Source organism: Bradyrhizobium erythrophlei, from assembly GCF_900129505.1.
GTDB classification, from domain to species: domain Bacteria; phylum Pseudomonadota; class Alphaproteobacteria; order Rhizobiales; family Xanthobacteraceae; genus Bradyrhizobium; species Bradyrhizobium erythrophlei_D.
Genome location: NZ_LT670818.1, coordinates 7,507,306 through 7,529,935, shown reverse-complemented (window position 1 = coordinate 7,529,935; position 22,630 = coordinate 7,507,306). Strand labels below are relative to the sequence as shown.

21 protein-coding genes are annotated in these 22,630 nt (G+C 58.2%); 12 read left to right on the top strand and 9 right to left on the bottom strand.

Going from position 1 to position 22,630, the window contains the following annotated elements; genetic code table 11:
• Window position 1: 1 nt before the first annotated feature.
• The gene (locus tag B5525_RS35260; RefSeq protein ID WP_079570494.1) at window positions 2-1,132 is read right to left on the bottom strand and encodes a hypothetical protein; all 1,131 of its coding nucleotides are present in this window, start codon (window positions 1,130-1,132) and stop codon (window positions 2-4) included.
• A 158-nt stretch (window positions 1,133-1,290) separates the two neighbouring features.
• Between B5525_RS35260 and B5525_RS35255 the strand changes: the two genes are divergently transcribed.
• The 4 genes from B5525_RS35255 (at window position 1,291) to B5525_RS35240 (ending at window position 4,815) form a co-directional block, all read left to right on the top strand.
• Window positions 1,291-1,875 carry a hypothetical protein gene (locus B5525_RS35255; protein ID WP_154073637.1) on the top strand — a complete coding sequence of 195 codons (585 nt, stop codon included), beginning with the start codon at window positions 1,291-1,293 and terminating at the stop codon, window positions 1,873-1,875.
• Window positions 1,865-2,296: a hypothetical protein gene (locus B5525_RS35250; protein WP_079570490.1), complete on the top strand. Its 432-nt coding sequence runs from the start codon at window positions 1,865-1,867 to the stop codon at window positions 2,294-2,296. The genes B5525_RS35255 and B5525_RS35250 overlap by 11 nt, the downstream gene beginning before the upstream one ends.
• The gene (locus B5525_RS35245) at window positions 2,296-3,108 is read left to right on the top strand and encodes an ImmA/IrrE family metallo-endopeptidase (RefSeq protein ID WP_079570489.1); all 813 of its coding nucleotides are present in this window, start codon (window positions 2,296-2,298) and stop codon (window positions 3,106-3,108) included. The genes B5525_RS35250 and B5525_RS35245 overlap by 1 nt, the downstream gene beginning before the upstream one ends.
• A 156-nt stretch (window positions 3,109-3,264) precedes the next feature.
• Window positions 3,265-4,815 (top strand): MBL fold metallo-hydrolase, encoded by a 1,551-nt coding sequence (locus tag B5525_RS35240; protein ID WP_154073636.1) that lies wholly within the window; start codon window positions 3,265-3,267, stop codon window positions 4,813-4,815.
• 208 nt (window positions 4,816-5,023) lie between these two features.
• On the opposite strand, the gene B5525_RS46845 is transcribed toward B5525_RS35240, so the two are convergent.
• From B5525_RS46845 to B5525_RS35200, 6 genes are all read right to left on the bottom strand, one after another.
• Window positions 5,024-5,236 (bottom strand): hypothetical protein, encoded by a 213-nt coding sequence (locus tag B5525_RS46845; protein WP_079570486.1) that lies wholly within the window; start codon window positions 5,234-5,236, stop codon window positions 5,024-5,026.
• A gap of 2,037 nt (window positions 5,237-7,273) precedes the next feature.
• A complete protein-coding gene (locus tag B5525_RS35220; protein WP_079570481.1) occupies window positions 7,274-7,714 on the bottom strand; it encodes a hypothetical protein in 441 nt (146 codons plus the stop codon).
• Entirely contained in the window at window positions 7,711-9,003 is a 1,293-nt protein-coding gene (locus B5525_RS35215; protein WP_244568111.1) for a recombinase family protein, read from the bottom strand. The genes B5525_RS35220 and B5525_RS35215 overlap by 4 nt, the downstream gene beginning before the upstream one ends.
• Before the next feature lie 104 nt (window positions 9,004-9,107).
• Window positions 9,108-9,554 (bottom strand): DUF2924 domain-containing protein, encoded by a 447-nt coding sequence (locus tag B5525_RS46840; RefSeq protein ID WP_079570479.1) that lies wholly within the window; start codon window positions 9,552-9,554, stop codon window positions 9,108-9,110.
• 220 nt (window positions 9,555-9,774) lie between these two features.
• A complete protein-coding gene (locus B5525_RS48045) occupies window positions 9,775-9,903 on the bottom strand; it encodes a helix-turn-helix transcriptional regulator (protein WP_425305337.1) in 129 nt (42 codons plus the stop codon).
• Window positions 9,904-10,048: 145 nt separating this feature from the next.
• On the bottom strand, window positions 10,049-10,633 hold the full coding sequence (locus tag B5525_RS35200) for a hypothetical protein (RefSeq protein WP_154073635.1): 585 nt from the start codon (window positions 10,631-10,633) through the stop codon (window positions 10,049-10,051).
• 466 nt (window positions 10,634-11,099) lie between these two features.
• On the opposite strand from B5525_RS35200, the gene B5525_RS35195 reads away from it, so the two are divergent.
• The 4 genes from B5525_RS35195 (at window position 11,100) to B5525_RS35180 (ending at window position 14,967) form a co-directional block, all read left to right on the top strand.
• Window positions 11,100-11,699, top strand: a complete 600-nt coding sequence (locus B5525_RS35195) for a hypothetical protein (RefSeq protein WP_154073634.1) — start codon at window positions 11,100-11,102, stop codon at window positions 11,697-11,699.
• Window positions 11,700-12,147: 448 nt separating this feature from the next.
• Window positions 12,148-13,413, top strand: coding sequence for a site-specific DNA-methyltransferase (locus tag B5525_RS35190; RefSeq protein WP_154073633.1), 1,266 nt, complete (start codon window positions 12,148-12,150; stop codon window positions 13,411-13,413).
• Window positions 13,414-13,504: 91 nt separating this feature from the next.
• A complete protein-coding gene (locus B5525_RS35185) occupies window positions 13,505-13,897 on the top strand; it encodes a phage terminase small subunit P27 family (RefSeq protein WP_244567697.1) in 393 nt (130 codons plus the stop codon).
• Window positions 13,898-14,232: 335 nt separating this feature from the next.
• Window positions 14,233-14,967: a DUF4339 domain-containing protein gene (locus B5525_RS35180; protein ID WP_154073632.1), complete on the top strand. Its 735-nt coding sequence runs from the start codon at window positions 14,233-14,235 to the stop codon at window positions 14,965-14,967.
• 930 nt (window positions 14,968-15,897) lie between these two features.
• Here the strand turns inward: B5525_RS35180 and B5525_RS35175 are convergent.
• Complete coding sequence (locus tag B5525_RS35175; protein ID WP_079574218.1) at window positions 15,898-17,313, bottom strand: adenylate/guanylate cyclase domain-containing protein; 1,416 nt, start codon at window positions 17,311-17,313, stop codon at window positions 15,898-15,900.
• A 661-nt stretch (window positions 17,314-17,974) separates the two neighbouring features.
• Here B5525_RS35175 and B5525_RS35170 point away from each other — a divergent pair.
• Complete coding sequence (locus B5525_RS35170; RefSeq protein ID WP_079574216.1) at window positions 17,975-19,300, top strand: MFS transporter; 1,326 nt, start codon at window positions 17,975-17,977, stop codon at window positions 19,298-19,300.
• 393 nt (window positions 19,301-19,693) lie between these two features.
• On the opposite strand, the gene B5525_RS35165 is transcribed toward B5525_RS35170, so the two are convergent.
• Window positions 19,694-20,641: a LysR family transcriptional regulator gene (locus B5525_RS35165; protein WP_079570472.1), complete on the bottom strand. Its 948-nt coding sequence runs from the start codon at window positions 20,639-20,641 to the stop codon at window positions 19,694-19,696.
• Window positions 20,642-20,717: 76 nt separating this feature from the next.
• On the opposite strand from B5525_RS35165, the gene B5525_RS35160 reads away from it, so the two are divergent.
• The 3 genes from B5525_RS35160 (at window position 20,718) to B5525_RS35150 (ending at window position 22,607) form a co-directional block, all read left to right on the top strand.
• Entirely contained in the window at window positions 20,718-21,578 is an 861-nt protein-coding gene (locus B5525_RS35160) for an SDR family NAD(P)-dependent oxidoreductase (RefSeq protein WP_244567696.1), read from the top strand.
• Window positions 21,579-21,675: 97 nt separating this feature from the next.
• Window positions 21,676-22,032 (top strand): hypothetical protein, encoded by a 357-nt coding sequence (locus B5525_RS35155; RefSeq protein ID WP_079570470.1) that lies wholly within the window; start codon window positions 21,676-21,678, stop codon window positions 22,030-22,032.
• 44 nt (window positions 22,033-22,076) lie between these two features.
• Entirely contained in the window at window positions 22,077-22,607 is a 531-nt protein-coding gene (locus B5525_RS35150; RefSeq protein WP_079570469.1) for a hypothetical protein, read from the top strand.
• The last annotated feature ends 23 nt before the right edge of the window (window positions 22,608-22,630 follow it).

Genomic DNA, 22,630 nt, shown 5'->3' with positions numbered 1-22,630 from the left:
GTCAGCCGGCCCGCGCCGCGGTCGAGGTGATGGTGCCGATCATCGTCGGCGCCACGACGCTGAGCCGGGTGCCGCGGCTGGTGATCTCGACTTCGAGGGGTTTGGGGGACGCCGTGTTCGGCGATTCCATCGTGACCTTGAAGTCGCCGGCCTTGTCATCGACGACCCGGCGGTGGTGATTGGCCGCCTGACGATGAGGCGGCTGCACGTCCTTGTCCTCGGTCGTGCCCTTAGCCGGGATCGGGTAGCTCGGCGAGACGACGATGCATCCGTCGCGGCTCTGGGTCTCGAACAGCCACTTCACATCCGGAACGGCGATGGTTTCGTCGGCGCCGCGATCCGGGCCGAGGGACAGGTAGGAGCAGTGGCGGAATAGCTTGAGGATGTCCCAGAGCAGACGATCTTCCCGGCCGTGCTTCTTTGTCGTCTGGACGATCTTCGACAGGGTGTCGTAGTCGACGTCGGATCCGAAGATCGCGTACGTCTCGTTGCCGCCCTCGTCGAAGGTGACCTGGAACACGATGGAATCCTGATTGCGGTCCTCGACCTCCCGGTCGTTGACCCGCCAGGCGAACGGCGAGTGCACGAAGAATTCGGCCTTGGCGCCGCCCGCCTTGCTGAACCCCGGCACCAACTGGCCGGCGTCGACGATGCAATGGGCGCGATCCGCCACCGTCAGCCCGCGGTCCGCCAGGAAATCGTGGAGCCGCGCGGGGCGGGAAAAGACCTTGATGCCTTCGCCTTTCTCCAGCCGGTACCGCGCTTCCTGCCGGATGACGCGGGCATCGCCGTCGAGGCCATCTTCGGTGATTACCGCGGCCGGGACCCACATCTCGTTCATCTTGATGCGGTCGCCACCCTGGTATTTCGACGCGTGCCGGAACCAGAAGAAGTCCGTGGCCCCCTTCACGTGATCGGTGTCGAGATGGGAGAAGCAGACGACGTCGTAGTCGTCGCGGTTGGTGTCCTTGAGGGCTTGCCGGAGCAGCACCGGCAGATCGCACCTGCAGTCGGTATCGTCGTCGGCGCACCGCATGTTGGCGCAGTCGACCAGGACGGTCTGGCCATTGGCCAGGTCGATCCGGGTGGTATCGGCGTTACCGAGGGGAAAGAAAGTAATCTTCGCGGTCATTTGAACTCTCTGGTTGTAGGTGGCGGTAATTGTGTCATCATCAACTTAGGCGCGCACCGCTGCCCACGCGGACACCGATTTTTCTTTGTCCGCGTGGGGCGGGTGGGCTGCGCCTAAGCCAGTGATGACGAAATTTCAGGGACGGAATGCCGAACGCCGTGACGGAGGAATCAGCCGAAGATCAGCCCGCCGGCGAGGCGTACTCGCCGGACGAGCTGCGGGCGCTGATTGCCGCCTTCACCCCTTTGGATTGGCTGCGCCTCAGGAAGGCGGCGATGTACTTTTCCAAGCGCTGCCGCCTCGAATGGGGCGAACTCCAGAACGAAGCGCTGGTCCGAAGCCTTGAGGGCCGCCGAAAGTGTCCGAGGAACGTCGCCGTGACGACTTTTCTCGGAAATGCGATCCGCAGCATCGCGTCCGAGGCCGATGGAACCAACGGCCATGTGCACCTGTCTGAGAAGTTGGAGGCGCAGCAAAGTGGCCCCTCGGGATTGACGGATTTGACCAAGCCGGCCGATCCTGCCGCCTCGACCATGGACGCCCAGAAGATGATCGCCGAGGCCATCTCGGCCTTTGACGGTGACGAAAAGAGCGAGATGCTATTCGAGGGAACGATCGACGGAATCGAGGGCCAGGAACTCAGGGAGCTCCTGCAGCTTTCTCAGAAGGAATTCGATACCAAGAGGCGCTTCGTTCGACGCCGGCTAAACGACTATGCCGAAAGGAACCCCAATGTCAGGTGACGGGATCAAGAAGGCAATGGACCAGGTGGTCCGGATGGACGACTTCGTGATGGACGATCTTTTCTCGATCTCTGACGAGGAGCTTCTGAAGGAAGCGATGGAAGATGGCGTCGATTTGGCCGCGGTCGGCGAGACCGGACGCAAGTCCCTCGAACGGGCGCAACTTATCGTAGGAAAAAGGCGTATGGCGCTGGTTCGACAGGAGATGGAGGCCGATTCCAGGAAGCCGGCGTTGAAGCCGGTGGGTGTTACTTCTCAAGCTGGCCTTCAGGGGATTCTAGCGCGCAACAGAGCGGCGGCAAGCAAGCTTACCATGGCTGCCCGCAATGAATCGGGTTCGTTGGAGGACGATGCAGAAGGAATCCTGGCCGACTTCATCGAACTAGGAGCGATTCCCGGGGAGGGTGAAGAGGAATCGTAATGAGTTACTCGGCACCCGAGCGGTTGTTGCGGTCACTGGGAATCGAGAGGCCGGAGGAAATCGATCTGGAGGCCGTCGCCTGGAGCGTCGGCGCAAAGGTCAAATATCGTCCGCTGAAGTCCTGCGAAGCTCGGATCTGCGGGTGTGGCGACAAGGCGATTATCTCCGTCGACAACACGAAGATCCCACAAAGACGGCGATTTTCCGTCGCACATGAGATCGGACACTGGACCTACCACCGAGGTCAGCTTCTCGTTTGCCGATCGAGCGACATCGGCAGCTTCGGCGGATTTCGGAAAGGTGCGACGAGTCCGGAATTCGTAGCAGATCAATTCGCATCAGAACTACTTCTTCCCGCGTACATCCTTGCTCCGGTGTTGAGCCAGTACAAGTCTCTCAATCTGAAGACGGTCGGCGAAATTGCCGGCGCATTCAAAGCGAGTCGTACGGCGACCGCGATACGCCTTGTTCAGAGCAACAGGTTTCACGCCATGCTGGTTTGCCACGGCCAGAAGGGGCGGAGATGGTTTCTGCGGCCTCCCTGCGTTCCCGATCATTGGTTTCCGCGCGACGAATTGGATCGGGAAAGTTATGCGTTCGAGACGCTATACGGCTCCAAGGTCGAACAGGCCCGTCCGAGGAAGATCGACGCCGACGCCTGGTTCGATCGACGTGGCGCGGAACGTTATCAAATTTTCGAGCATACTTTTCCGCTGCCTAACGATGAAATTCTCACGCTGCTCACATTTACCGACGCAGAGATGATGGATGAGAGGGATTCGTCGTCCGTCTACAGACGAAGAGATCATTAACCAATACCTACCAGAGGATCGGTTGATGGGTCTCTCCGCGGAAATCAGACGCTCCCGCGCAACTACTGCCCGATGCTCTCCGCGAGATTCATTAAACCGGCGGAAGAGCTCGAAACGAGAGCTTCTGCGAGCCGCCCAGACCAGGGGAGATTGCGAATGGATTCGGAGATCGACGTACTCCGCTTCAAGCTCGGCAGAGTCCTCGACTTGCTGCACGCAAAATTGGGAGCGGGGCAGGTTGAACCACGCCTCATGATCGAAAACAAAGTCACGCGGACTGTCAGCAACACCGCTTTCATGACCGCCTTATCTGCGATCTATGGCCGTCTGAAGGTGCTAGCACCTCGGTCAGCCGACGTGATCTTTGATGAGGAAGTGCGAATGTCGGCAGTTAGGAGGAAGCCTCTCGTCGATCTCGAACGTGAAGCCAAGGAGGCAACGAGATTCTTGATTCCTTTCGCATCCGTTCGTCAAGAAGCGGTCGGGCACGGCGGTTTTCACACCGGCGTTTTGGGTTTCGCGACGCCCGGATTTCGCTGGGTTTACGATTGCGGCTCGTGGCGCAAGAAGAGCATGCTATCTAGCCGTGTGAAGGCTTTTCTAGCCAGATCACGTGCCGACCTGCACGCGCCCGACATCGATGCCCTGTTCGTATCGCACTTCGACGCCGATCACGTTAACGGACTCGAGACGCTTTTCGAAGGGAGCGTCGGCGTTCCGACCAGTGTGAAGATGGTGGTGGCGCCCTACCTATCGCCCCGGGAGGTCGTCGCAACCATCGGCAGGGCGGCGGCGGCTGGCCGAGATAGCGGCAATCTGATCCGTGCCGCCGCTGATCCGGCCGGCTACTTCGGCGACAAAGGGGTCGAGACGCTTGTCCTCATTCGGCCCGACGGTCCGCTGCCGCCTACTGGAGAGGGGGCGGGTGGCCTACCTGTATTGCCGACGCCGCATCCACCTGACCGCGATGGTTTGACTCTCGAATTTTTCGATGTGAATGGAAAGCCGGTCCAGATCAATCCGCCGGAAGCGGGAAAGATAAACGTGATCGTAGCCGACCCTGGCTCGTTTTTCGAAATGACGTCGTATGGCAGAGCTCTGGATTGGATCTTCTTGCCCCATGCCCACGAGTGGAGGTTCAACCGCGAGAAGATCGCCGCCGAGTGCCGCCGCCTGCTGAAGCTCGATCCCGACGATCCGTCTTTTAACCGAGCGCTTGTCGACAAATTGCGGACGCGGGTCGGTCTGAAGAGCGTAAAAAAGCTATATTGCGGTATGAATTCGAACGGCACCTCAATGTCGTTATATGCAGGACCGAGGACGTCGGATTCCGACCGTGTTGTCTACGGTAAGAAAGTCCGCTCGTCTGGTTGGCTGCTCACGGGTGACGCGCCGCTGAACCGCAAAGATGCGTTCGCGCAGTGGAGAGGATCCTTTGCCCCCGTCGCCAGCCTGGTCGGTCGTCTAATGCTGCCGCATCACGGCGCAGAGCGGAATTTCAACGAAGAACTGACCACCTACGCGTCGAAGGCGACGCCATTCCTTACAGTGGATCGCGCGGACTACGTGGGTCTAAAGAGGCCGCCTCGAAGAGTAAGGACGGCACTCGACGACCGCTTCGTCGCAGTGACCGAGAAGCGATTGCTTGCGGAAGTTAGTGGACCTTCGAGTGGAAAGGCGCAAGTCTCGGAAGTCGAGAAGTGGTAGTCGATCTCGCATCCGTCGCAGTCGCTTTCGATGACGGACTGCGCTTCCCCGTCGTCAGTTTACGACTGATAAGGTTTGGTCACAAAGCTTGTCAGTCGGGCTCCATGTTCCATAACATTGGATCGGCGAACATCCGCTTTTGGCGAAGGCCTGAAAATCTCGCTCACGCGGACCTATGGGATAAACACGATTTCCGCCGAGAAAACACTTAGGCGGCGATAGCGATCTCCAACCGCGCGCTGGTTGGCTGCGCTGAGCCGTTAAAGTAGGATTCCAACTCCGCCAATGCGCGATACTCCCAATCTTTTGCCTGCCCCAGCAAGGACCAGCTTTGACCGGGTCGGAAGGCCGCGGTTTGTCGGTATAACGAAGCGATCGTGCGGAATCGCCGTACGTTCTCTAGCACTGCTTCCCTACTCATGATCTGCGCTCCAGTTCACCCCTTTGGTCGACGACAATGTGAGCAAGAACGATTTTCGATTCGTTACTGGCATTTGCGCGGCCGGTCGAATGGTTTGCGAACGGTTGCCAATCTGAGGACCCCAACCGCGCCGCCAATTTGTGGGCGGCCTTGTTCAATCGGCTGGCGAGATCATTCGAAAAATAGATCGGCGAACTTGGTGTATCGGCCTGTTGCCGCGCGGCGGGACTCAACAAGAAAAAAAGAGCCGCCGAGGCGGCTCTAAGTAATTGGCTGTGTCAGGGTCAGCCCCCAGGTCGTCCGTTCTTTGCGGTCGTAGTCGAACATAGCTATTGCGATTCGATTTGGCTTTCCCGTCACACGCGTTGATTTCCAGAAGTTTAACCTGTGCCAATCTCGACATGTCGCGTTTCGCGTCGCTATCGCCGTAGCAATGTTAATCGGACCTTGATGAGCGGATGCATGGCTCGCGAACTCATAAAATCCTTCTATCGAGGCCGAGCCTCGGTGGAACCGATTAAGAATCGTTCTGCCACAGAATCATAATGACTCTGACGCAAAGGGAAGAAATAAACTGGCGGCAGGAGGATCCAGCGATGAGTGAAAATGATTGCTCGACAATGGAAATGTACTGCCTGGAGCGGGTAAGGTTAGAACCGCTGAATAGAGGCAAATGGATTGCTCAAGCGGAGCGCTGGCACGAGCTAGCACGCGCTCAGAATTCCTGGCGACTGCAGAAGAGGCCACTTCAGCAGTCGATGCACACAGAACCGATGGCAACGCAACGCCAACAAGGTTAGGCCTTTCACAGCACCCTGACAGCGCTGAGCTGCGTTAACCGTACGACAAGCAACTTCTGCGGTTCCTCCATCTTTTCCGAGCCTGCCCTTTAACAGCCTGAATCCATCCCGAGCTTACGACGACCGAGCTGCTCGGTTTGAGGGATTGGCAATGAGGATAGTGGGGCCCCCAATTGGTTGTCTGGTCCTCTTAGCGGCAATAGCGATTAAGGCTGGGACGGCAGCGTCGCGTCCTCCGGCCATCGAACCCTTACCGGATCAAACGACCGCTGGCTCCGGCGTTCCGCAGGACACCCTGACGAAGGCTGACAAGCTTGAAATCGCTTACGTGCGCAAGGTGATCCCCGTTGAGCCAATCACAGGCTTTGCGAAGGCAACCCCGGAACCCTCATTGCCGTTGCCTACAACGGTCCCGAAGATTGCTAGCCGCCACTGGCATGACCCGAATTCGATTAAGGTCACAAAGGACCCACAGGACAAACGCATCAAGAGCTCGCAATCAAAGAGGGGACAGGAGTCAAAGAAGAGCAAGAATGTCGAACCTTCGAAGGCAGTCGTCGACCTCAGGCCATGTCGGCGCCCCGAGGGCCTTGCGGGGCTGCTGAGCGCATTGAACCTCGCGCCAGGATGCGACACGTAGTTCGCGGAGAGGTCAATGCAGGTTGAAGAGGTTTCTCAAAAGCTGTCCAGAAATGATCTCCGCGAACGATAACCTGGTTGACTGTGCAGCTATCGGCGAGCCGCCGCGCGCGACCGCAGGGGTGTTCGACAGGGCTGGTTGGTAAGTAGCAACTCCTGCCTCCCGCCGTTTAATTGCCTTCGGCCGCTTTTGGGCTGAGTCGACCACCATCGGGGACGGGTCCACAGAAGCGTACGATTGCAGCGCCGACAGACTGCCTGAACCTGCGCTTTCGAACAGTGGCGGTGGCGGGACTATCGTCGGCTGATTGGTGTCAATGACCACACGTTCGGGTGGCTGCTGAATTGAAGCTATCCGGATAACCGGCTTATCGCTTGCCTCATGCGCTGGCTCTGGCGGGGGTTGGGGAAGGAACCAATTTGCCACGAACAGTAGTACCAAAAGCGATGTACCAACCCAGACTATGTATCGCGCGACTGGCATACGAATCTCTCACCGCAATGTAGCGTTACGAGAGCAAACTCCGTAATTACTGACAGATCGTTATGGAACGTGGTTACTACTCGAAGGACCGTCTGCGTGCGGACATCGAATTTATTAGCGAGTGCTTGTCGGTAACTGCCAGCCCAAAATTGATTTTTGCTGCCGCCACAAGGATGGCAGCAGCCTCAAGAGATCATCGACCTGCAGCGTACTTGGTTGCCGCCCGACAACGATTGCTTCCACGATCTCCGGCGAAAGCAAAGTTAGCCGGAGTACGCGGCTGAGGTAGGAGTCGTTGACCTTTTCGGCCTTGGCCAGATCAGCCGCGCATGAGTACTTGCCACTCTCCAGCAGTTCTCGCCAACGATAGGCACGAACGATGGCCTTGAGCAGGGAAGTGTCAACGCGAGGCGCCGGTGACCAAGGTACGGAACCTGGCGGGCCAATGATTTGCTTTCGGCCGGCGCGTTGCCGGAAGACGACAGGTATATGGACGGTTACGGTATCGCCGTTCTTGCTGATGCGATTTTTGGGGAGGTGGGAAGCTGCAGTCATGCGGCGTCCTGCTGCGTTGTTCCGTTGCCGATCATTTCGCCGACTAGTGAGGTAATACCGCCAATGCGCAATCTGATATCGACACCTCCGGTCCCCACGTCGATCCGTTCGACAAGGAGTTGAATAATGCGCGTCTGTTCATCCGGAAACAGCTCGGTCCAAAGTTGATCGAACTCGATCAGGGCTGTTCTCACCTCGGTCTCGGTGAGCGCTTTCCACGCCTTGCGCGCGCTACGCCATGTCTGGACGATGACCTCGGGAGATCGAAGCAAGCGGCGGACTTGGTCGATAACGATCTTTTCGATTTCTGCAGCAGGGACACGTCCTATCGGGCAGTCTGAGGCGGCCTGCTTCAACACAGTCTGGCTGACGTAGTACCGATAGAGCCGGCCATTCTTGCGGGTATGCGATGGTGACATGGCGGCCCCGGTAGGACCGAAGATCAGCCCCTTCAGCAGGGATGGCGTTTGTGATCGTGCGGTGCCCGAGCGCTTGCGTGGATTGAGCTGGAATTGGGCCTGTACCTTGTCCCAGACCTTGCGATCGATGATGGCTGAGTGTTCGCCGGGGAAGGATGTCCCCTTGTGGACGGCTTCGCCAATATAGACGGGATTATTGAGTAACTTGTAGAGAATGCCCTTGTCGATCAATTTGCCGTACTTGTTGCGAACGCCCTCCTGGATCAGTTGGCGAGCCAGGATCGTGGCGGAGCCGGTTTTCAGGAACCGCTGAAAGACCGAGCGGACGAGCTTTGCGTCCCGCTCGTTGACGACCAGCTTTCGATCTTTGACCTCATAGCCGAGCGGCGCCCAGCCGCCCATCCACATCCCCTTGCGGCGCGACGCCGCGAACTTGTCGCGGATGCGCTCGCCGATGACCTCGCGCTCAAACTGGGCGAAGGACAAGAGAACGTTGAGGGTCAGGCGACCCATCGACGTGGTGGTGTTGAAGGACTGGGTAATCGAAACAAACGTCACGTTTTGGCGGTCGAAGACCTCCACCAGTCGGGAAAAGTCCATCAGCGACCGTGACAGGCGGTCGATTTTGTAGACCACCACCACATCGACGCGACCGGCCTCAATATCCGTCAGCAAGCGTTTTAGAGCAGGGCGCTCCAGCGTCCCGCCGGAGAAACCGCCATCGTCGTACCGGTCGGGGACGAGCAACCAGCCTTCGGCCCGCTGACTGGCAATATAGGCCTCGCAAGCCTCCCGCTGGGCGTCGAGGGAGTTGAACTCCATCTCGAGGCCTTCCTCGGTCGACTTGCGCGTATAGACCGCGCAGCGCAGTTTTCGGCTCGGTTGCCGTCCGGTGCCGCCGGGCGCCTGCTGCCGTCCAACACCGCCGGTAGGGTTGTCAGTGCCAACGGAACGGCTCGGCCGACGCGCCTTGCTCACGACGCGCTCCGGGAATTCTTGAGCCCAAAGAACACCCAGCCGTTCCAGCGTACCCCCGTAATCTCCCGGGCAATTGCCGACAGGGATTTGTAGGGTCGTCCCTGAAATTCGAAATCGTCGCCGCGCACGGTGACGGAGTGCTCGATCCCCTGGCATTCCCGGATCAGCCGAGTCCCGGCGATCGGCATGCGCGGGCTGCTGGCTTTCGGCCTGCCGCCGGGCTTGCCGTCGTATTGTTTGCCGAGCACCCGAAGCCGCTCGATGGTGTCCTTTTTCAGCCCACCATAGGCCAACTCTTGGATGCGATAGGCCAGCCGGCTCTCCAAAAAGCGCCGGTTGTAGGGAGGCGGGTCGGTATCGAACAGTTGTCGCCATTTGGCCTTCAGCGCCTGGGCGGGCGCGTCCTTTAAGGCGGCCAATTGGGCGAGAACCGTATCGGTCATGGGCAAACCTCGGCAGAGCAAGTTGCCGCATCACCGCTCTGGTCGGGCGTGAAGTGAAGCGAACTTTCTCCGCTTTCAGCCGACTTTCGACTGGACTTAAGGGCTTCCAACCGCAACAGGCCGGTGGCCAGAATTTCGCCGATTTCCATTAGTCGGTCGCTTTCGGCGGCATCAGTCCCAGCTAGTTTGGGAGGGCATCTGGCGATGGCCACGGCCGGGCTCACGAGGCGCCCGCCGAGCGAAGCCGAGCACTCTCATCGCAGGCGACCAGCCAAGCGTCGATTTCATGCTGCAGGTAATAGATGAGGCGCGGACCGCAGTGATGGTAGGGGGGTCCCTCACCCTTCATCCGCCATTTGGCCAGTGTCGAACGGCTCAAATGTAGATACTCGGCGGCCTCGCCCGCCCATAGCCTGTCCGTAGGATTATTGGTCGTCATCACCCATCCTGTCGCCTTGATTCGCTCTGGCGACAGTTTGAGGATTTGAATTCCTTTACGTCAGATCAGAAATATCGAGGATATTCCTGCCCGTCGTACGCTCCTGCGATCCCTGAAGCCCAAGTTGTTTCAGAAAGGGGTCGTCGAACCAGGCACCTGCGGGAGGCGTAGGTCCACTTCGCGTCGCTTCTATCTTCTTATAGCTAGCGTTGATGGTCGAAGCGCTCGCGAGTGCTTCACGCCCCACCAGCAATTTTGCCGCGCAGTTGAATGTCCCCTGATTTAACCATTTCCTAAACTTGAGCAGGCGCTTTTTATGACTCTCGGGCACCGCTGCGGCCGGAAGAGCCTTTTGAGCCGTTTGCTCTCTCTTGCACCGCTGGCGTATCTCGCGGACGGTTTTAACCGCGTCCCAGCGTTCGACGTCCCACATTTCGTGCCGGAGACGTGCAATACAACTCGCTGTCCTTCCCCGCGTGGTCGGCCTCTCATGCTTCAGCAAGTCGATCAAAAGAGAAGCGGCCGCCTCCACGAGCCATTCGGGCGGGCAGATCCGGTTTTTCACACAGTAGTCCATCGCGCGCGCTATCGCGATTTCCTTGTGTTCGGTCAATCCTCTCAAACTTTCAAGCTCCCGCAAATCGCATTCCAAAGGTACTCGGGAGGTCTCGCAGCAGGAGTGCATGTTAGCTCCGATCGAATCGATTCAACCGCTCCGGAATTCTATGCGTATTTTTCAAAAAGAAGATGGGCGATGACAGATGAAGAACACTGATCTCCAATTTCCACCTAGAATTTTCACGTGAAACGAGATTGGAATTGAGAAAACTCGGACCGCTTCAGGTTTGGACTTACACACGCGGGACGGGCCGAATCAGTGCGCTCCTGACCTGGCCAAACAGAACACCGGCGTTACCTCCTGCCTGATTTGGTCGACAAGATCAGTCGCAATCCAATCAAAGCAATCCTCTTCGCAATTTCTTGTTGGGCGCCCTCGTGCGAAAATCAGATCGCAATCAAACAGAGGGATGTTCGTGGAAACGCAGCCACAGGAAACGCTGTTAGACCAGGTTAGTCGGCGAAAGCATCGATGGCTAAAGCGCGTCATGTCGGACCCGAAGGTGACCCCGGCCGAAAAGTGCCTCGCCTATATCATCATGGACAGACTTAACTGCGTGACGCTGGATGCCTGGCCGGGCCAGCGGCTGATGGCGCAGGAGCTCGGAAAGACCGTCAAAACGGTCCATCGAGTGACCTTGAAATTCGAAACCCGTAATTATGCGCGCGTCGCTCGCGGAACCCAAGGCTCGTGTAGATATGCACCAATATTTCTCCCGGAGGACGACGACAAAGCTGTCCCGGCCCCGAGACAGAACTGTCCTTCGAGGCCGGACAAAAATGTCGACGAATCCTACTTAGAGATCCTACCTAATAAATCCTCCCCAATCTTAGCTAGCGAGGTCGGCAAATCGCCCGTGGGCTTCTCTTCCAATTTTAAGCCACGCCAACGCGGCCTCTACGAGGCAGAGATCGCTAAGATGCTTGGCAATGAAGGTTTTGGAGTCCTTCAGCGGTTGTCCGAACTCGACGACAATATTGTCGTCCGGCTTTGCCGCGCCTACGCAGACGGCAGATTGGGAAGGAACGAACTCATCGCAGCCCGTCTCGCGGCAGAGCAAATGCTCAAGAGGCGGAGGCGGATTTGAACGATCATCAACGCCTCCTTGCAGCCCATGTTCGATCGCCAGAACGCGAGCGCCTCGCCAAACTTGCAGGGTGCGGCAAGCGCTTGTCCATTGCTGGCTGGATACTTTCAAAGTGTGAACGCAATAGAAGCACTTCAAATCAGAGGTGGACTGATCGCCTAGGGGGTAGGGGGTTTAAATCGCAAGAGAGAAGCCGCCCCGCTACCGCACCTCATCTCATGCGCAGATTTTTTTCTTGGGCCCAGAGCTTTGAATTATTTTCCCGAAATCAAAGAATTCAAACGGCAAACCAAGAATTTGCGCAGGCAAATCAATGGTGCTCGGCCAGGTGGGCGCCGCCTTGCGGGATTTATTTTCTCGACACCTTGGACAGCCATCCGGCCTCCGAAAAAGTGTCGCGAAATTCCCGGGGGGGAGGGGTACGTCATGACAGCGCTGAGAGGACAGGATGAGCGAGATCATGCGGCAGGCAGAAGACGAGCTTCGCGTGGAGTACTGGTCGATTGACCGATTGATACCCTCGGCGCGCAATGCCCGCACCCATAGTGCGGCGCAGGTCGCGGAGATCGCCGGCAGCATCCGAACCTTCGGATTCACCAATCCACTTCTGGTCGGAGAGGATGCCGACGTTGTCGCCGGCCACGGCCGGCTTGCTGCCGCGCGGCTCCTCGGCTTGACCCAGGTCCCGGTGATACCGCTCAGGAATCTCGATGACGTCGAGCGCAGGCAGCTCATGCTCGCCGATAACCGCATCGCGCTGAACGCGGGCTGGGACGCCGAGATGCTGAAACTGGAGCTGACCGATCTCGGCAAGCTTGGTACGGACCTGAAGATCCTGGGCTTCAGCGAGCAGGAGTTGGCGGCTGCCCTAGGTGCCGACGGAGCCGGATTAGTTCCTGAGGACGAAGTCCCGGCTCTCGGGGAAGTGGCGATCTCGAGACCAGGCGATGTCTGGCTTCTAGGACCGCATCGGGTCGGCTGCGGCGACTGCCGGGATGCGGCCACGGTGGCCGCGGTGCTCGCGGGAACGTTGCCTCAGCTGATGGTGACCGATCCGCCCTATGGCGTGGAATACGATCCCGAGTGGCGTCACCGGCGGGGCGTCAATCACTCGGCCAGGAAGGGCAAGATTCTCAACGACGAGATCGCGGACTGGGCACCTGCGTGGAGCTTATTCCCAGGCGAAATAGCCTACGTTTGGCACGGAGCCCTACGCTCCGCCATCGTTGCAGAAAGCCTCTTCAAGAGCGGCTTTACGATCCGGGCGCAGATCATTTGGGCAAAGGAACGGCTGGTCATGAGCCAGGGGGACTATCACTGGCAACATGAGCCCTGTTGGTACGCTGTCCGGAAGAAGGGCAATTGGACCGGGGACCGCAAGCAAACCACCCTGTGGACCATCCCGAGCGGCAGCCAGGACGCCGAGACGAAGCACGCCACTCAAAAGCCGGTGGAATGCATGCGCCGGCCGATGTTGAACAATTCGAGCCCCGGCCAAGCGATCTACGAACCTTTCCTGGGAAGCGGCACGACGCTGATTGCCGCGCAATCCTGCCTACGCGTCTGTTTTGCGATCGAGATTGATCCGCTGTTTGTCGATCTTGCGGTCCGTCGCTGGCAGGCCTTCACCGGTGAACCGGCCAAACGCGAGAGCGACGGCGCCGACTTTGAGGCCCTCGACCAGGCACCTCAACGAACGGAGCCCGTGTCGTGATTATCTCGTTCTATCCGGCCTATTGATGCGTGGTCGTCGTCCCAAACCGACAAGGATCAAGGCTTTGACCGGTAATCCAGGAAAGCGTCCTTTGAACGCGCATGAACCCCGGCCTGAACCGTCCTTGCCGGAATGTCCGCCCGAGCTAAGTCCTGCGGCGCAGCGCGAATGGGCGCGCCTGGCGGGCGAGCTGTCGAAGCTAAACCTGATAACCAATCTCGACCGCGGGGCCCTCGCTACCTACTGCGGGGCCTACGGGATGTGGGCCGAAGCGATGGAACAGATTCAAAAATATGGGACCATGGTGAAATCGCCCACCGGGTTTCCGATACAATCGCCATATCTTTCGATCGCCAACAGGCAAGCGGAGATCATGATGCGCATCGCATCTGAGTTCGGCTTCACGCCCGCAAGCCGGAGCCGGATTTCAGCGCTGCCCCAAGACCAGCTTCCGCTCTTTGGTGGAGCTGGGCAGGAAAACTGACTGCTTCACGTGGCGCTTCGAGACCTATTGCAAATCCCGGGTCGCAGATTGCCATTACTCTGGTGGTTCAATGGCGCCGAGCCCCATGTCCGGCAGAATGTCTGCTTTCTGCAGCACAGCGGAAAACATATGCTCGCACCGGTCTTTTCCGACTTTGACCCTTCTCGAACATCGACGCCAGCCCGGCAGTGCGGGTTCACCGCAATTTTTTTGGGTGTCTTGGCCCTGGTCCCGCGATAGGCTGTCGACGGACGTTAGGGGCGTGTTTTTACGTGAGCAATTGATACAGAGCCCAGGTTGGTCGCGATTTTTGGCTGGCCAGGAAAGACCCATCCATGAGAGCCGACTGGTATTATATTGAAGACGATGAGACTGTCGGCCCAACGACGTTGGAGGATGTTGCTAGACAGATCAGGCGCGCGGGCCAGTCCCGATTCGTCTGGACGGAGGGCATGACTGAATGGACGGACGCAAGAGCAGTTCCCGCCCTCTCACAACTGTTCCGGACAGCAGCACAGCCGTCCTCGGTTGCGGTTTCAGGTCGAGCGGACTTGGCTCCGAAACAAGCGACGGTCTCACAACGCTTGCGGAACGAATTGATCGAATACCTGACAATCTCTTCTTATCTATACGTCTGTTTTGGCTCACTGATGTTCTATAAGGCGACCATCCTTCAAAGTGATGGAATCGCGTTCGCATCGTTTGGCATTGCGATCGTGAAAGCCCTTGTTCTTGGCAAGTTCATTCTGGTTCTGCATGCACTGAAGATCGGAGAACGAAAAGGAGGCGCCAGCGTCTTGCTTGCCGACATCCTCAAGAAATCTGTGCTGTTCGTTGTGGTTCTAATTGCTCTGACAGTCGTCGAGGAAATTATTGTCGGTTATTTCCACGGGCGGACTAGCCAGGAGGTCTTGGGCGAAATGGCAGGTGGCACGTTGCCGCAGGCCTTCGCCGTAAGCATACTGATGCTGCTGATCCTCATTCCGTATTTTACTTTCCGCGGTGTTGCCGATCGACTCGGCGAAGGAGCCCTCTGGAAACTTCTCACCGAACGCGTTCAGTCCCGGTAGAGCGCGGGCGGCGCGCGATGTCACCTGTTGGCAGTGCGCCCCGAAGGCGCGGATCACTAGTGGAGGAAGATTCCACCCAGAGAGTTGTCGATTGATCTGGTAGCTGACGAGCGGTTCGGCCGGGTAACCGGCAGGGCTGGAGCCTCGTGACAAAGGCCGCTTTAGGCGGTTGAGCAATCCGGCGGGCCGTAACGTGAGTGAAGCCTGAGCAGGCCTCGAAAGTGACAATGCGGATGCCGACCCTCCTGCCATTTGGGGAAGGCTGTATGAGCGGGGAAGCAATCGACACGCGCACCCGCTCGATCCGCCGGGGTAGTGGGCACGGCACGTCGGAAAGGTGGTTCGGGTAATCGGGGGAGACCCGTCAAGGGCGAGGGTAGCGGCCTCAACGTCGCGAAAGGCGGCGGCCATGGCGGGAGTCGGACGGGGTCGTATGACCGTTGAAGCCGGGTAATGCTGGCTGAGGAAAGGGCCCCGACTTCTGGTGCGCTTTCGAAGATGGCTAGGTCGTGGTGATTGGCGATGAGCCTGCAAACACCATTAACGACAGGCGCCGCCGGAGATTGCTGTGTCGAGGGGCGAAGGAGAGTTACTCACTGCGCCGAAGCCGCGTGCGGTTAGTTTGCTCTCCGTGTGCCTCACGGTGAAGCCAGTCGGAGAGCCGGATGCCTTAATCGGGCACGTCCGGTTCGATGAGCGGGGATGGGAAACGGAGCGTTGCCGAATGGCCCAAGCTACCGCGCCCATCCTCGACTCTACCCATTGGGTCGTTCCGATGGACGGTGACGACGTCTGTTCTTAGGGGTAGAGCTGACGCTGTCGGTACGCGATCAAACTGGCGCGATTGACCCGAAGCGGTCATTCCTATGACATCGGCAACGGTTCGGTATATTTCGCAATAGGTCCGATAGTTCCTCGCCGATCAGGCGTTCATCCCACTGACGGGATCTCATAAAGCATCATCTCCTCAGCGATGCCGCGCAACGCCGCTCCCTTAGCCACCGGCTTGAGCTTATTGGCATCTAGCAGCATGGATGTCTGCATATTCTCGACCACGCGTGCAGTCACGACGATCGAGCGCGAGACCGCCAGCTCCTGCACCCGCGCGGCGATATTTACGGTGTGGCCAAAATAGTCCTGACGACCGTTCTGGATGACGGCCAGGCATGGGCCTTCATGAATCCCTATTTTGAGGAGGAGCTCTTCCCCCTTATGCTCTTTACTAAGGCTCAGCATCGCCTCGCGCATGTGGAGCGCCGCAGCGACCGCCCGGTCGGGGGTCGGAAAAGTTGCCATCACCGCGTCACCGATTGTCCGCACGACTGCGCCCCCATGATTGGCGACGATTCGAGTCAGGATCTGGAAGTGCGCGCGGACTAGATGATAGGCAGCCAAGTCACCAAGCCGTCTGTAGAGAGCCGTGGAGCCTTTGAGATCGGTGAACAAAAACGAGAGGTTGGTGATTTGTAGTTGCTGGTCGACATCGAGCGTTTCGGTGCCGTAGAGGTCGCGGAAAGTCTGGTTACTCAGCAGACGCTTTGCAGTTAAAAAGGGTTTGCGGCGGGCAAGAAGATTGTGGACCGCGGTACCCATAACCCACACCGTGGGCAATATCCGCATATTGGTGCGATTCTCCAACGAAAGGTGCAATGTCCCTGGACGCAGCCGTATGGCCTCGGTTGGGGCTCTCACATTGTTATAAACGACCGAAACATTCTGGCGCTCGCTCGTCGGTTCACCGCTCACATCGAGAAATTGGGCCGCATGTATCACCGGCTCAAATACGACCACATATGCCGCAGGAAGGGGTACCGATAATTGAGCCCTCTCGCCGGCCGGCAGTTCGACTGAATCAAGTATAGCGTTCTCCATTGCCTGCTCAAACGCTTCGGGAAGATCGACCCCCGAACTCCAAAGAACCTGGCGGAAATACTCCCAGATGGGAAGTGTATCCGGACTGTGGGCCGCGATCCTACGCACGCGCGCGGTCACCGTGAACGCCACTTCAACCAATTCATCGAGTGAGAGTTTGAACCCCGCCGAACAGAGCTCACATACGTACTCCTCGCGGCGCACGGTCCTCAGCGTGGCATGGGTGTTGATGACCCCGCCACAGGCGGGGCAGAGTACATTCCAAGATAGCTCGAATAGGCCCAGCTGCGTGGCGTGTAGAAACGCTGCAATGGCGCGCTCCTCATCGAGGCCAGCCTTCGACGCAAAATCCAGCACGTTAATACGGCATAGCTTGTGGTCAGGAGCTTCGACGACTAGCCACTCAATGGCGTCCATCGCCTTTGCATCAACCGACTGCCGCAGCTCGTTGAACAGAGATTGGGTTTCGCACACCATCACAGTGCATCTCCATCAGACGAGTACACGGGCGGCGTCGATCTCGTTGAACGCGGTGATAATGCCAGCGGCGGGGCATTCGCCGTGCCATTTCCGTGAGCTTTTCTCTCGCGCCGTCGTTTCTGGATTCGCAGATACGGATGTTTGCTCTCGGTCAAATCGTCCGGAAGAGGCAATATACGAGCATGCTTGGCTGACGGCTTCGGCTAACTCGATCCTGCATACGTGGCGGTTTGCCGCAGTACATCGCTGCTTTCCGGTATGCCATCAAAAAGTGGATCGAGGCACATCGGGATCGCGCGGGGCGTGTGGACCAATATGCCCATCGTGATGTCCGCCTCTGGCACTTTTCAGACATGAGCGGTCCAGCGGACGATGTCCGCTTCCGAGGGTGAAGCGGACTTCCTGGTCTTGCGGGCCGATGTCTGGAAACCCGAACCCGACATCGAGCGCCCAGCCGAAGCAGTTATTTCACCCCTTTCATTTGAAGGGTGCACGCTGTTTGGGTTCGAACTGGCCATTTCGCCATCGACCGCAGTGCACCACTCTGGTTTTAAGATAAAAGCCATTTGCACTAATCGTCCGCGACCATCATATTTTTACACACTCGGCCCGGATTTCTGAACGGGCCTGTAAACACATGACGGGAGGCTGCGCCATGCAAGACATAGAGAAACGTGTCATCGGCAAGGTTATGTGGCGGCTAATTCCGTTCCTGATCGTTTGCTATTTTGTGGCCTATCTCGATCGCGTCAATGTCGGCTTCGCCAAGTTGCACATGAACCAGGCGCTTGGTTTGAGTGAAGCAGCCTTCGGACTGGGCGCGGGATTGTTCTTCCTCGGGTACTTCCTGTTTGAAGTACCCTCCAACATTTTTTTGGAAAGAGTCGGCGCGCGCGTTTGGATCGCCCGCATTATGATTACCTGGGGGATTGTTTCTGCGGCGTTCGCGTTCATCCCATCGATATCGGCAGTGACCGGAATTCCGACGACGGGCGCCTTCTATTCTCTCCGTTTACTGCTGGGCGCCTGCGAAGCGGGTTTCTTTCCGGGCATCATCTTCTATCTGACTTTGTGGTTCCCAGCGGTTTACCGCGCCCAGGTCATCAGCTTGTTTATGTTGGCGATCCCGATTTCGTCGATCATCGGATCGCCTGTCTCCGGGATGCTGCTCGGCGTGACGGGTTGGGGGTTAGAAGGCTGGCAGTGGCTGTTCATTCTCGAGGCGTTGCCGTCGGTTCTGGTGGGCATCGGCGTCCTGATCTACCTAACCGATTACCCGCGCCAGGCTCGCTGGCTGCAACGAGATGAGATCGCGTGGCTGGAGAACGTGCAGGCCACCGAGAAGCGAAACAAGGAGAAAGTCGAGCACCTATCCTTAGGTCAGGCGCTCACGGATCCGCGCATTTTATTGTGCGCTCTGGTGTATTTCTGCCTGAATGCTGCAAGCTACGGCGTGGCGTTCTTCCTGCCGACCATCATCAAGGGTTTTGGCGTTAGCGATACCCAGACAGGATTGCTCGCGGCGCTGCCCTTTGTTTTCGGGGCAGTGGGCATGGTGCTGCTCGGTCGTCATTCCGATCGAACCATGGAGCGAAAAGGTCACGTCGCCGCAGCACTTTTGATGGCCACGGTAGGGATCGGATTGGCAGGTATCGCTTCCAACCCCGTCATCGTCATGGCGTTGCTTTGTTTTGCACAGATCGGCGTCTCTGCGGTACCCCCGATGTTTTGGCCGCTACCGGCAAGTTTTCTGACGGGAGCATCGGCCGCCGCCGGCATCGCCGCGATCAACTCGCTCGGAAATCTTTCCGGTTTCGCCGGTCCTTACGCGATGGGCTACCTGAAGGATTTGACTGGCAGCTTTACCGCGGGCCTTCTATTGCTCGCGGGTTGCGCGCTGGTGGGCGCCATCGTTGTCGTGCTGCTGCGGATCGATGCGAGGCGCGAGCAAGTTTCGGGTGAAATCGCGATAGCGCACTAGAAGTAAATGAGGGACCATATTTTTTCGCATGAAAACGACCACAGACTCCCCGTATCGGCGCTATCGAGCGTTGCAGCGGTAGAAGAGTCTAAGAATCAGCTTTCGCGAGATTTTTGGCATGGTTCGATTTTCGACTTTTGCAACAGTAACGGGACGAAACGGACCTACCGAAGCGGTTGCCACATGTCCGTTGTTCGGGGATGAACGGACCTCGCTCCGACTCGTCTTGAGGTCCGAGTTTGACCTTAGCAGACATTTTCAGCCTGCACACCGCGTGTGTTCCGTGCACGTTTCAGCCGCGCGAGGTAGCGCTGCCCACGTTGGAGGAGATCAATTGAAGCCGTCGGATAAACGACAACGGCGTCCGTCGAGTGGAGAACTTGACCGTTTGTCTTATTTGGGCGAGGTGCGGTCCGGGCGCTCGCGTAACTCGAACTGTTTGGGCATGCTGCCGAGACGAGCCTTGAAGCGCGGTACCGCCAAATCAAGAAATGCGCGCAATTTGACCGGCATGAACCGATTTGGCGAATAGACGAAATTGACGGGTCGCGCCGGCGGCTGAAAGTCCTGAAGTACCGGTATGAGCCCACCCGATCTAATCAATTCGGCAACCTGGTAGGAAAACACCACCGTGAGTCCCAGGCCCGCGCGAGCGGCATCCAAGGCCGACTCGGTGTTGCTCACAACGAGCCGAGATCGTACTGGCACGGCATATTCCGTCTTGTCGCGTTTGAACCTCCACAGTGAGGGGGAATGCATCGCCGGATAGGTGATGCATTCGTGGGTGGTGAGGTCGTCCGGTGATCGAGGCATTCCGCGAGATTTCAGATAGTCCGGGCTCGCGCACATCACGCGACGAATTTCTCCAGCCTTCACCGCGATCAGGCTGCTGTCGGTAAGTTCGCCAATCCGAAGGGCAACGTCGATTTGCTCTTCCCAGAAATTGACCGGGCGATCCTGCAGGCCGAGCTGGACGTCGACATCGGGAAATTTTGCCAGAAACTCCACAATGATCGGCTGCAAATACAGGCGGCCCATAGCAATAGGTGCCGACACGACCAGATCGCCTCGAGGCGTCGTGTACTCGCCTGAAGCGGCGCGCTCGGCCTCGGTTAGATCTGCGAGGATCCGCTTGGCGGCAGCGATGTAGGAACGCCCCGCGTCGGTGGGGACGAGCATTCGGCTCGATCGGGTGAACAGCTTGGTTTGCAGGTGCGCTTCGAGCTCGGACACCTTTCGGCTCACAGTCGCAAGCGGCGCCTTCTGACGGCGCGCCGCTGCCGACAGGCTGCCGGCTTCGACAACCGCCAGAACGATCGACATAGCCTCGAAACGATCCATTGGATGTTTCCATTTTCTGGAAGGGTACATCTCGATTTTGCCAGATACCCAGCCGTTTTGAAAGGGTCTATCTCCGATGCGCGATCACGGAACGGTCCATGCACAGGAGATGAAAATGACGACGACCAAAGCCAAAGGCACTGCCCTCGTTACCGGCGCATCGAGCGGCATCGGCGCGATCTATGCCGACCGGCTCGCGAAGCGCGGCTACGACCTCATTCTTGTCGCGCGCAACAAGGCGCGGCTCGCAACGCTGGCCCGTCGTCTCCGCAATGAAACCGGCCGAAGCGTGCAAACGGTCGAGGCCGATCTCACTTCTTCGGCTGATCTGCGGCGCATCGAGGAGATCTTGCGTAGCGACGCCCGGATCACCACGCTGGTCAATAACGCGGGCGTGGGCTCTGCGCTACCGTTGGTCGATGCCGACGTCGACAAGATGGAGGATATGATCCATCTGAACGTCACCGCACTCGCGCGCCTTACCTATGCGGCGGTCCCTGGATTTGTTGCTCGCGGTGGCGGCACGTTGATCAACGTATCCTCGATTGTTGCGATCGCGCCGGAACTGTTGAACGGCGTCTATGGTGGCAGCAAGGCTTTCGTACTGGCACTTGGCCAGTCGCTTGTTCACGAGTTCGCTGACAAAGGCCTCCGCATTCAAACCGTTCTGCCGGGCGCCACCGCCACGGAGTTCTGGGACATAGCGGGCAAGCCCGTCCACCAGCTCCCGGGCCAGATCGTGATGTCTGCCGACGACATGGTCGACGCTGCATTGGCCGGTCTCGACCTTGGTGAAGCCGTGACCATTCCGTCGTTGCCGAACCAGATCGAGTGGGACCGTTTCGACGAGGCGCGCCGCACGATGTCCGGCAAGCTTTCAAGCTCCATTCCCGCACCTCGCTACAACGCCCGTCAGAGCGGACGCCTGAGCGCGTAGCCATCACCGGAGATCCGCTCTCGGCGAATGTACGGCGGCGGGCTCCAAACTCTAAGCAAACGATTTTGATCAACCACCTGAAATGAGGAGAACGCAAATGTTTACGACCCGCCTTCATCAGACAACCAGCCAAATTCGCAAGGCACTTTTCGCCACGGCGGTCGCACTTGCTTTCGTCGGGCCAGCCCACGCCGATAGTCTGCGTCCAATCGAAGCGAAGCGCATCGACCTCGGCGGGGTATCGGGTGTCGCTTACTACACCGTCGAGCGTGATGGCTTTCACGTTGTCACGACGCTGGCAGAGAGCGAAGCCGGAACGCCAATTCGAGTCGTGTCTATCCTTTCACCAGGGCAGCGGGTGGTTCTCTCGACACCGGCACCAGTGAGCGGAATCGAAATTAGCCGCGAAGGTGATCGCGTCCTCGTGCACAGGAGCAATCCTGTCTCGAATTAAATGAGATCGGGGCACGCCTTGAACAAACGAAACAGGAGGCTCGCATGTCAACTATTCATCTCCATCGGACGACAACTACAACAGCGGAGCAATACATCGCTGCGCTCACCAACTTTGGTCCCGGCCGTTCGAAGCTCTTTGGCAACAGTGCCGACGAGTACCTCAAAGTGCATCAGAGGGGCCTGTTGGAAGCCGACGTCACTGAAGGCTCGGGAGGCATCTGGGAACGCCTGCACTACGACTGGTCGGATCCCCACCGTGTCGTGCTTACAACCACCGACTCCAATGTGTGGGGTGGCTTATCGGGGCACACTTACACCTTCACGCGCCGCGCAGACGGCAGCACCGACATTGATGTTGTTGTCGTACGGGACGGCAAAAACCTGAAGGGATGGCTACTGGGTCTTGTACTCGGGACGGTCGGCAGGGGAGTCTTGGCAAAGGCATTCACCAACTCTGTCAAAGCCGTCGAAGCCCTTACGAGCACCTCTCGAGAGTTTCGGTCTCATGCGCTGGCGGCCGTCGATCGAGCGCGCGAGTGGCAATCTGTCCACCGTGTCAATTCGGGATTTTGAGTCCAAGCATCTGTGATCAAACA

Excerpts from the sequence above, each read along its gene's own strand:
- B5525_RS35195 (WP_154073634.1), top strand. The coding sequence starts at position 11,100 with ATGTCGGACCCGAAGGTGACCCCGGCCGAAAAGTGCCTCGCCTATATC.
- B5525_RS35260 (WP_079570494.1), bottom strand. The coding sequence starts at position 1,132 with ATGACCGCGAAGATTACTTTCTTTCCCCTCGGTAACGCCGATACCACC.
- B5525_RS35190 (WP_154073633.1), top strand. The coding sequence starts at position 12,148 with ATGAGCGAGATCATGCGGCAGGCAGAAGACGAGCTTCGCGTGGAGTAC.
- B5525_RS35155 (WP_079570470.1), top strand. The coding sequence starts at position 21,676 with ATGTTTACGACCCGCCTTCATCAGACAACCAGCCAAATTCGCAAGGCA.
- B5525_RS35170 (WP_079574216.1), top strand. The coding sequence starts at position 17,975 with ATGCAAGACATAGAGAAACGTGTCATCGGCAAGGTTATGTGGCGGCTA.
- B5525_RS35160 (WP_244567696.1), top strand. The coding sequence starts at position 20,718 with ATGCGCGATCACGGAACGGTCCATGCACAGGAGATGAAAATGACGACG.
- B5525_RS35220 (WP_079570481.1), bottom strand. The coding sequence starts at position 7,714 with ATGACTGCAGCTTCCCACCTCCCCAAAAATCGCATCAGCAAGAACGGC.
- B5525_RS35180 (WP_154073632.1), top strand. The coding sequence starts at position 14,233 with ATGAGAGCCGACTGGTATTATATTGAAGACGATGAGACTGTCGGCCCA.
- B5525_RS35165 (WP_079570472.1), bottom strand. The coding sequence starts at position 20,641 with ATGGATCGTTTCGAGGCTATGTCGATCGTTCTGGCGGTTGTCGAAGCC.
- B5525_RS46845 (WP_079570486.1), bottom strand. The coding sequence starts at position 5,236 with ATGAGTAGGGAAGCAGTGCTAGAGAACGTACGGCGATTCCGCACGATC.
- B5525_RS46840 (WP_079570479.1), bottom strand. The coding sequence starts at position 9,554 with ATGACCGATACGGTTCTCGCCCAATTGGCCGCCTTAAAGGACGCGCCC.
- B5525_RS35150 (WP_079570469.1), top strand. The coding sequence starts at position 22,077 with ATGTCAACTATTCATCTCCATCGGACGACAACTACAACAGCGGAGCAA.
- B5525_RS35245 (WP_079570489.1), top strand. The coding sequence starts at position 2,296 with ATGAGTTACTCGGCACCCGAGCGGTTGTTGCGGTCACTGGGAATCGAG.
- B5525_RS35240 (WP_154073636.1), top strand. The coding sequence starts at position 3,265 with ATGGATTCGGAGATCGACGTACTCCGCTTCAAGCTCGGCAGAGTCCTC.
- B5525_RS35250 (WP_079570490.1), top strand. The coding sequence starts at position 1,865 with ATGTCAGGTGACGGGATCAAGAAGGCAATGGACCAGGTGGTCCGGATG.
- B5525_RS48045 (WP_425305337.1), bottom strand. The coding sequence starts at position 9,903 with ATGAAGGGTGAGGGACCCCCCTACCATCACTGCGGTCCGCGCCTCATC.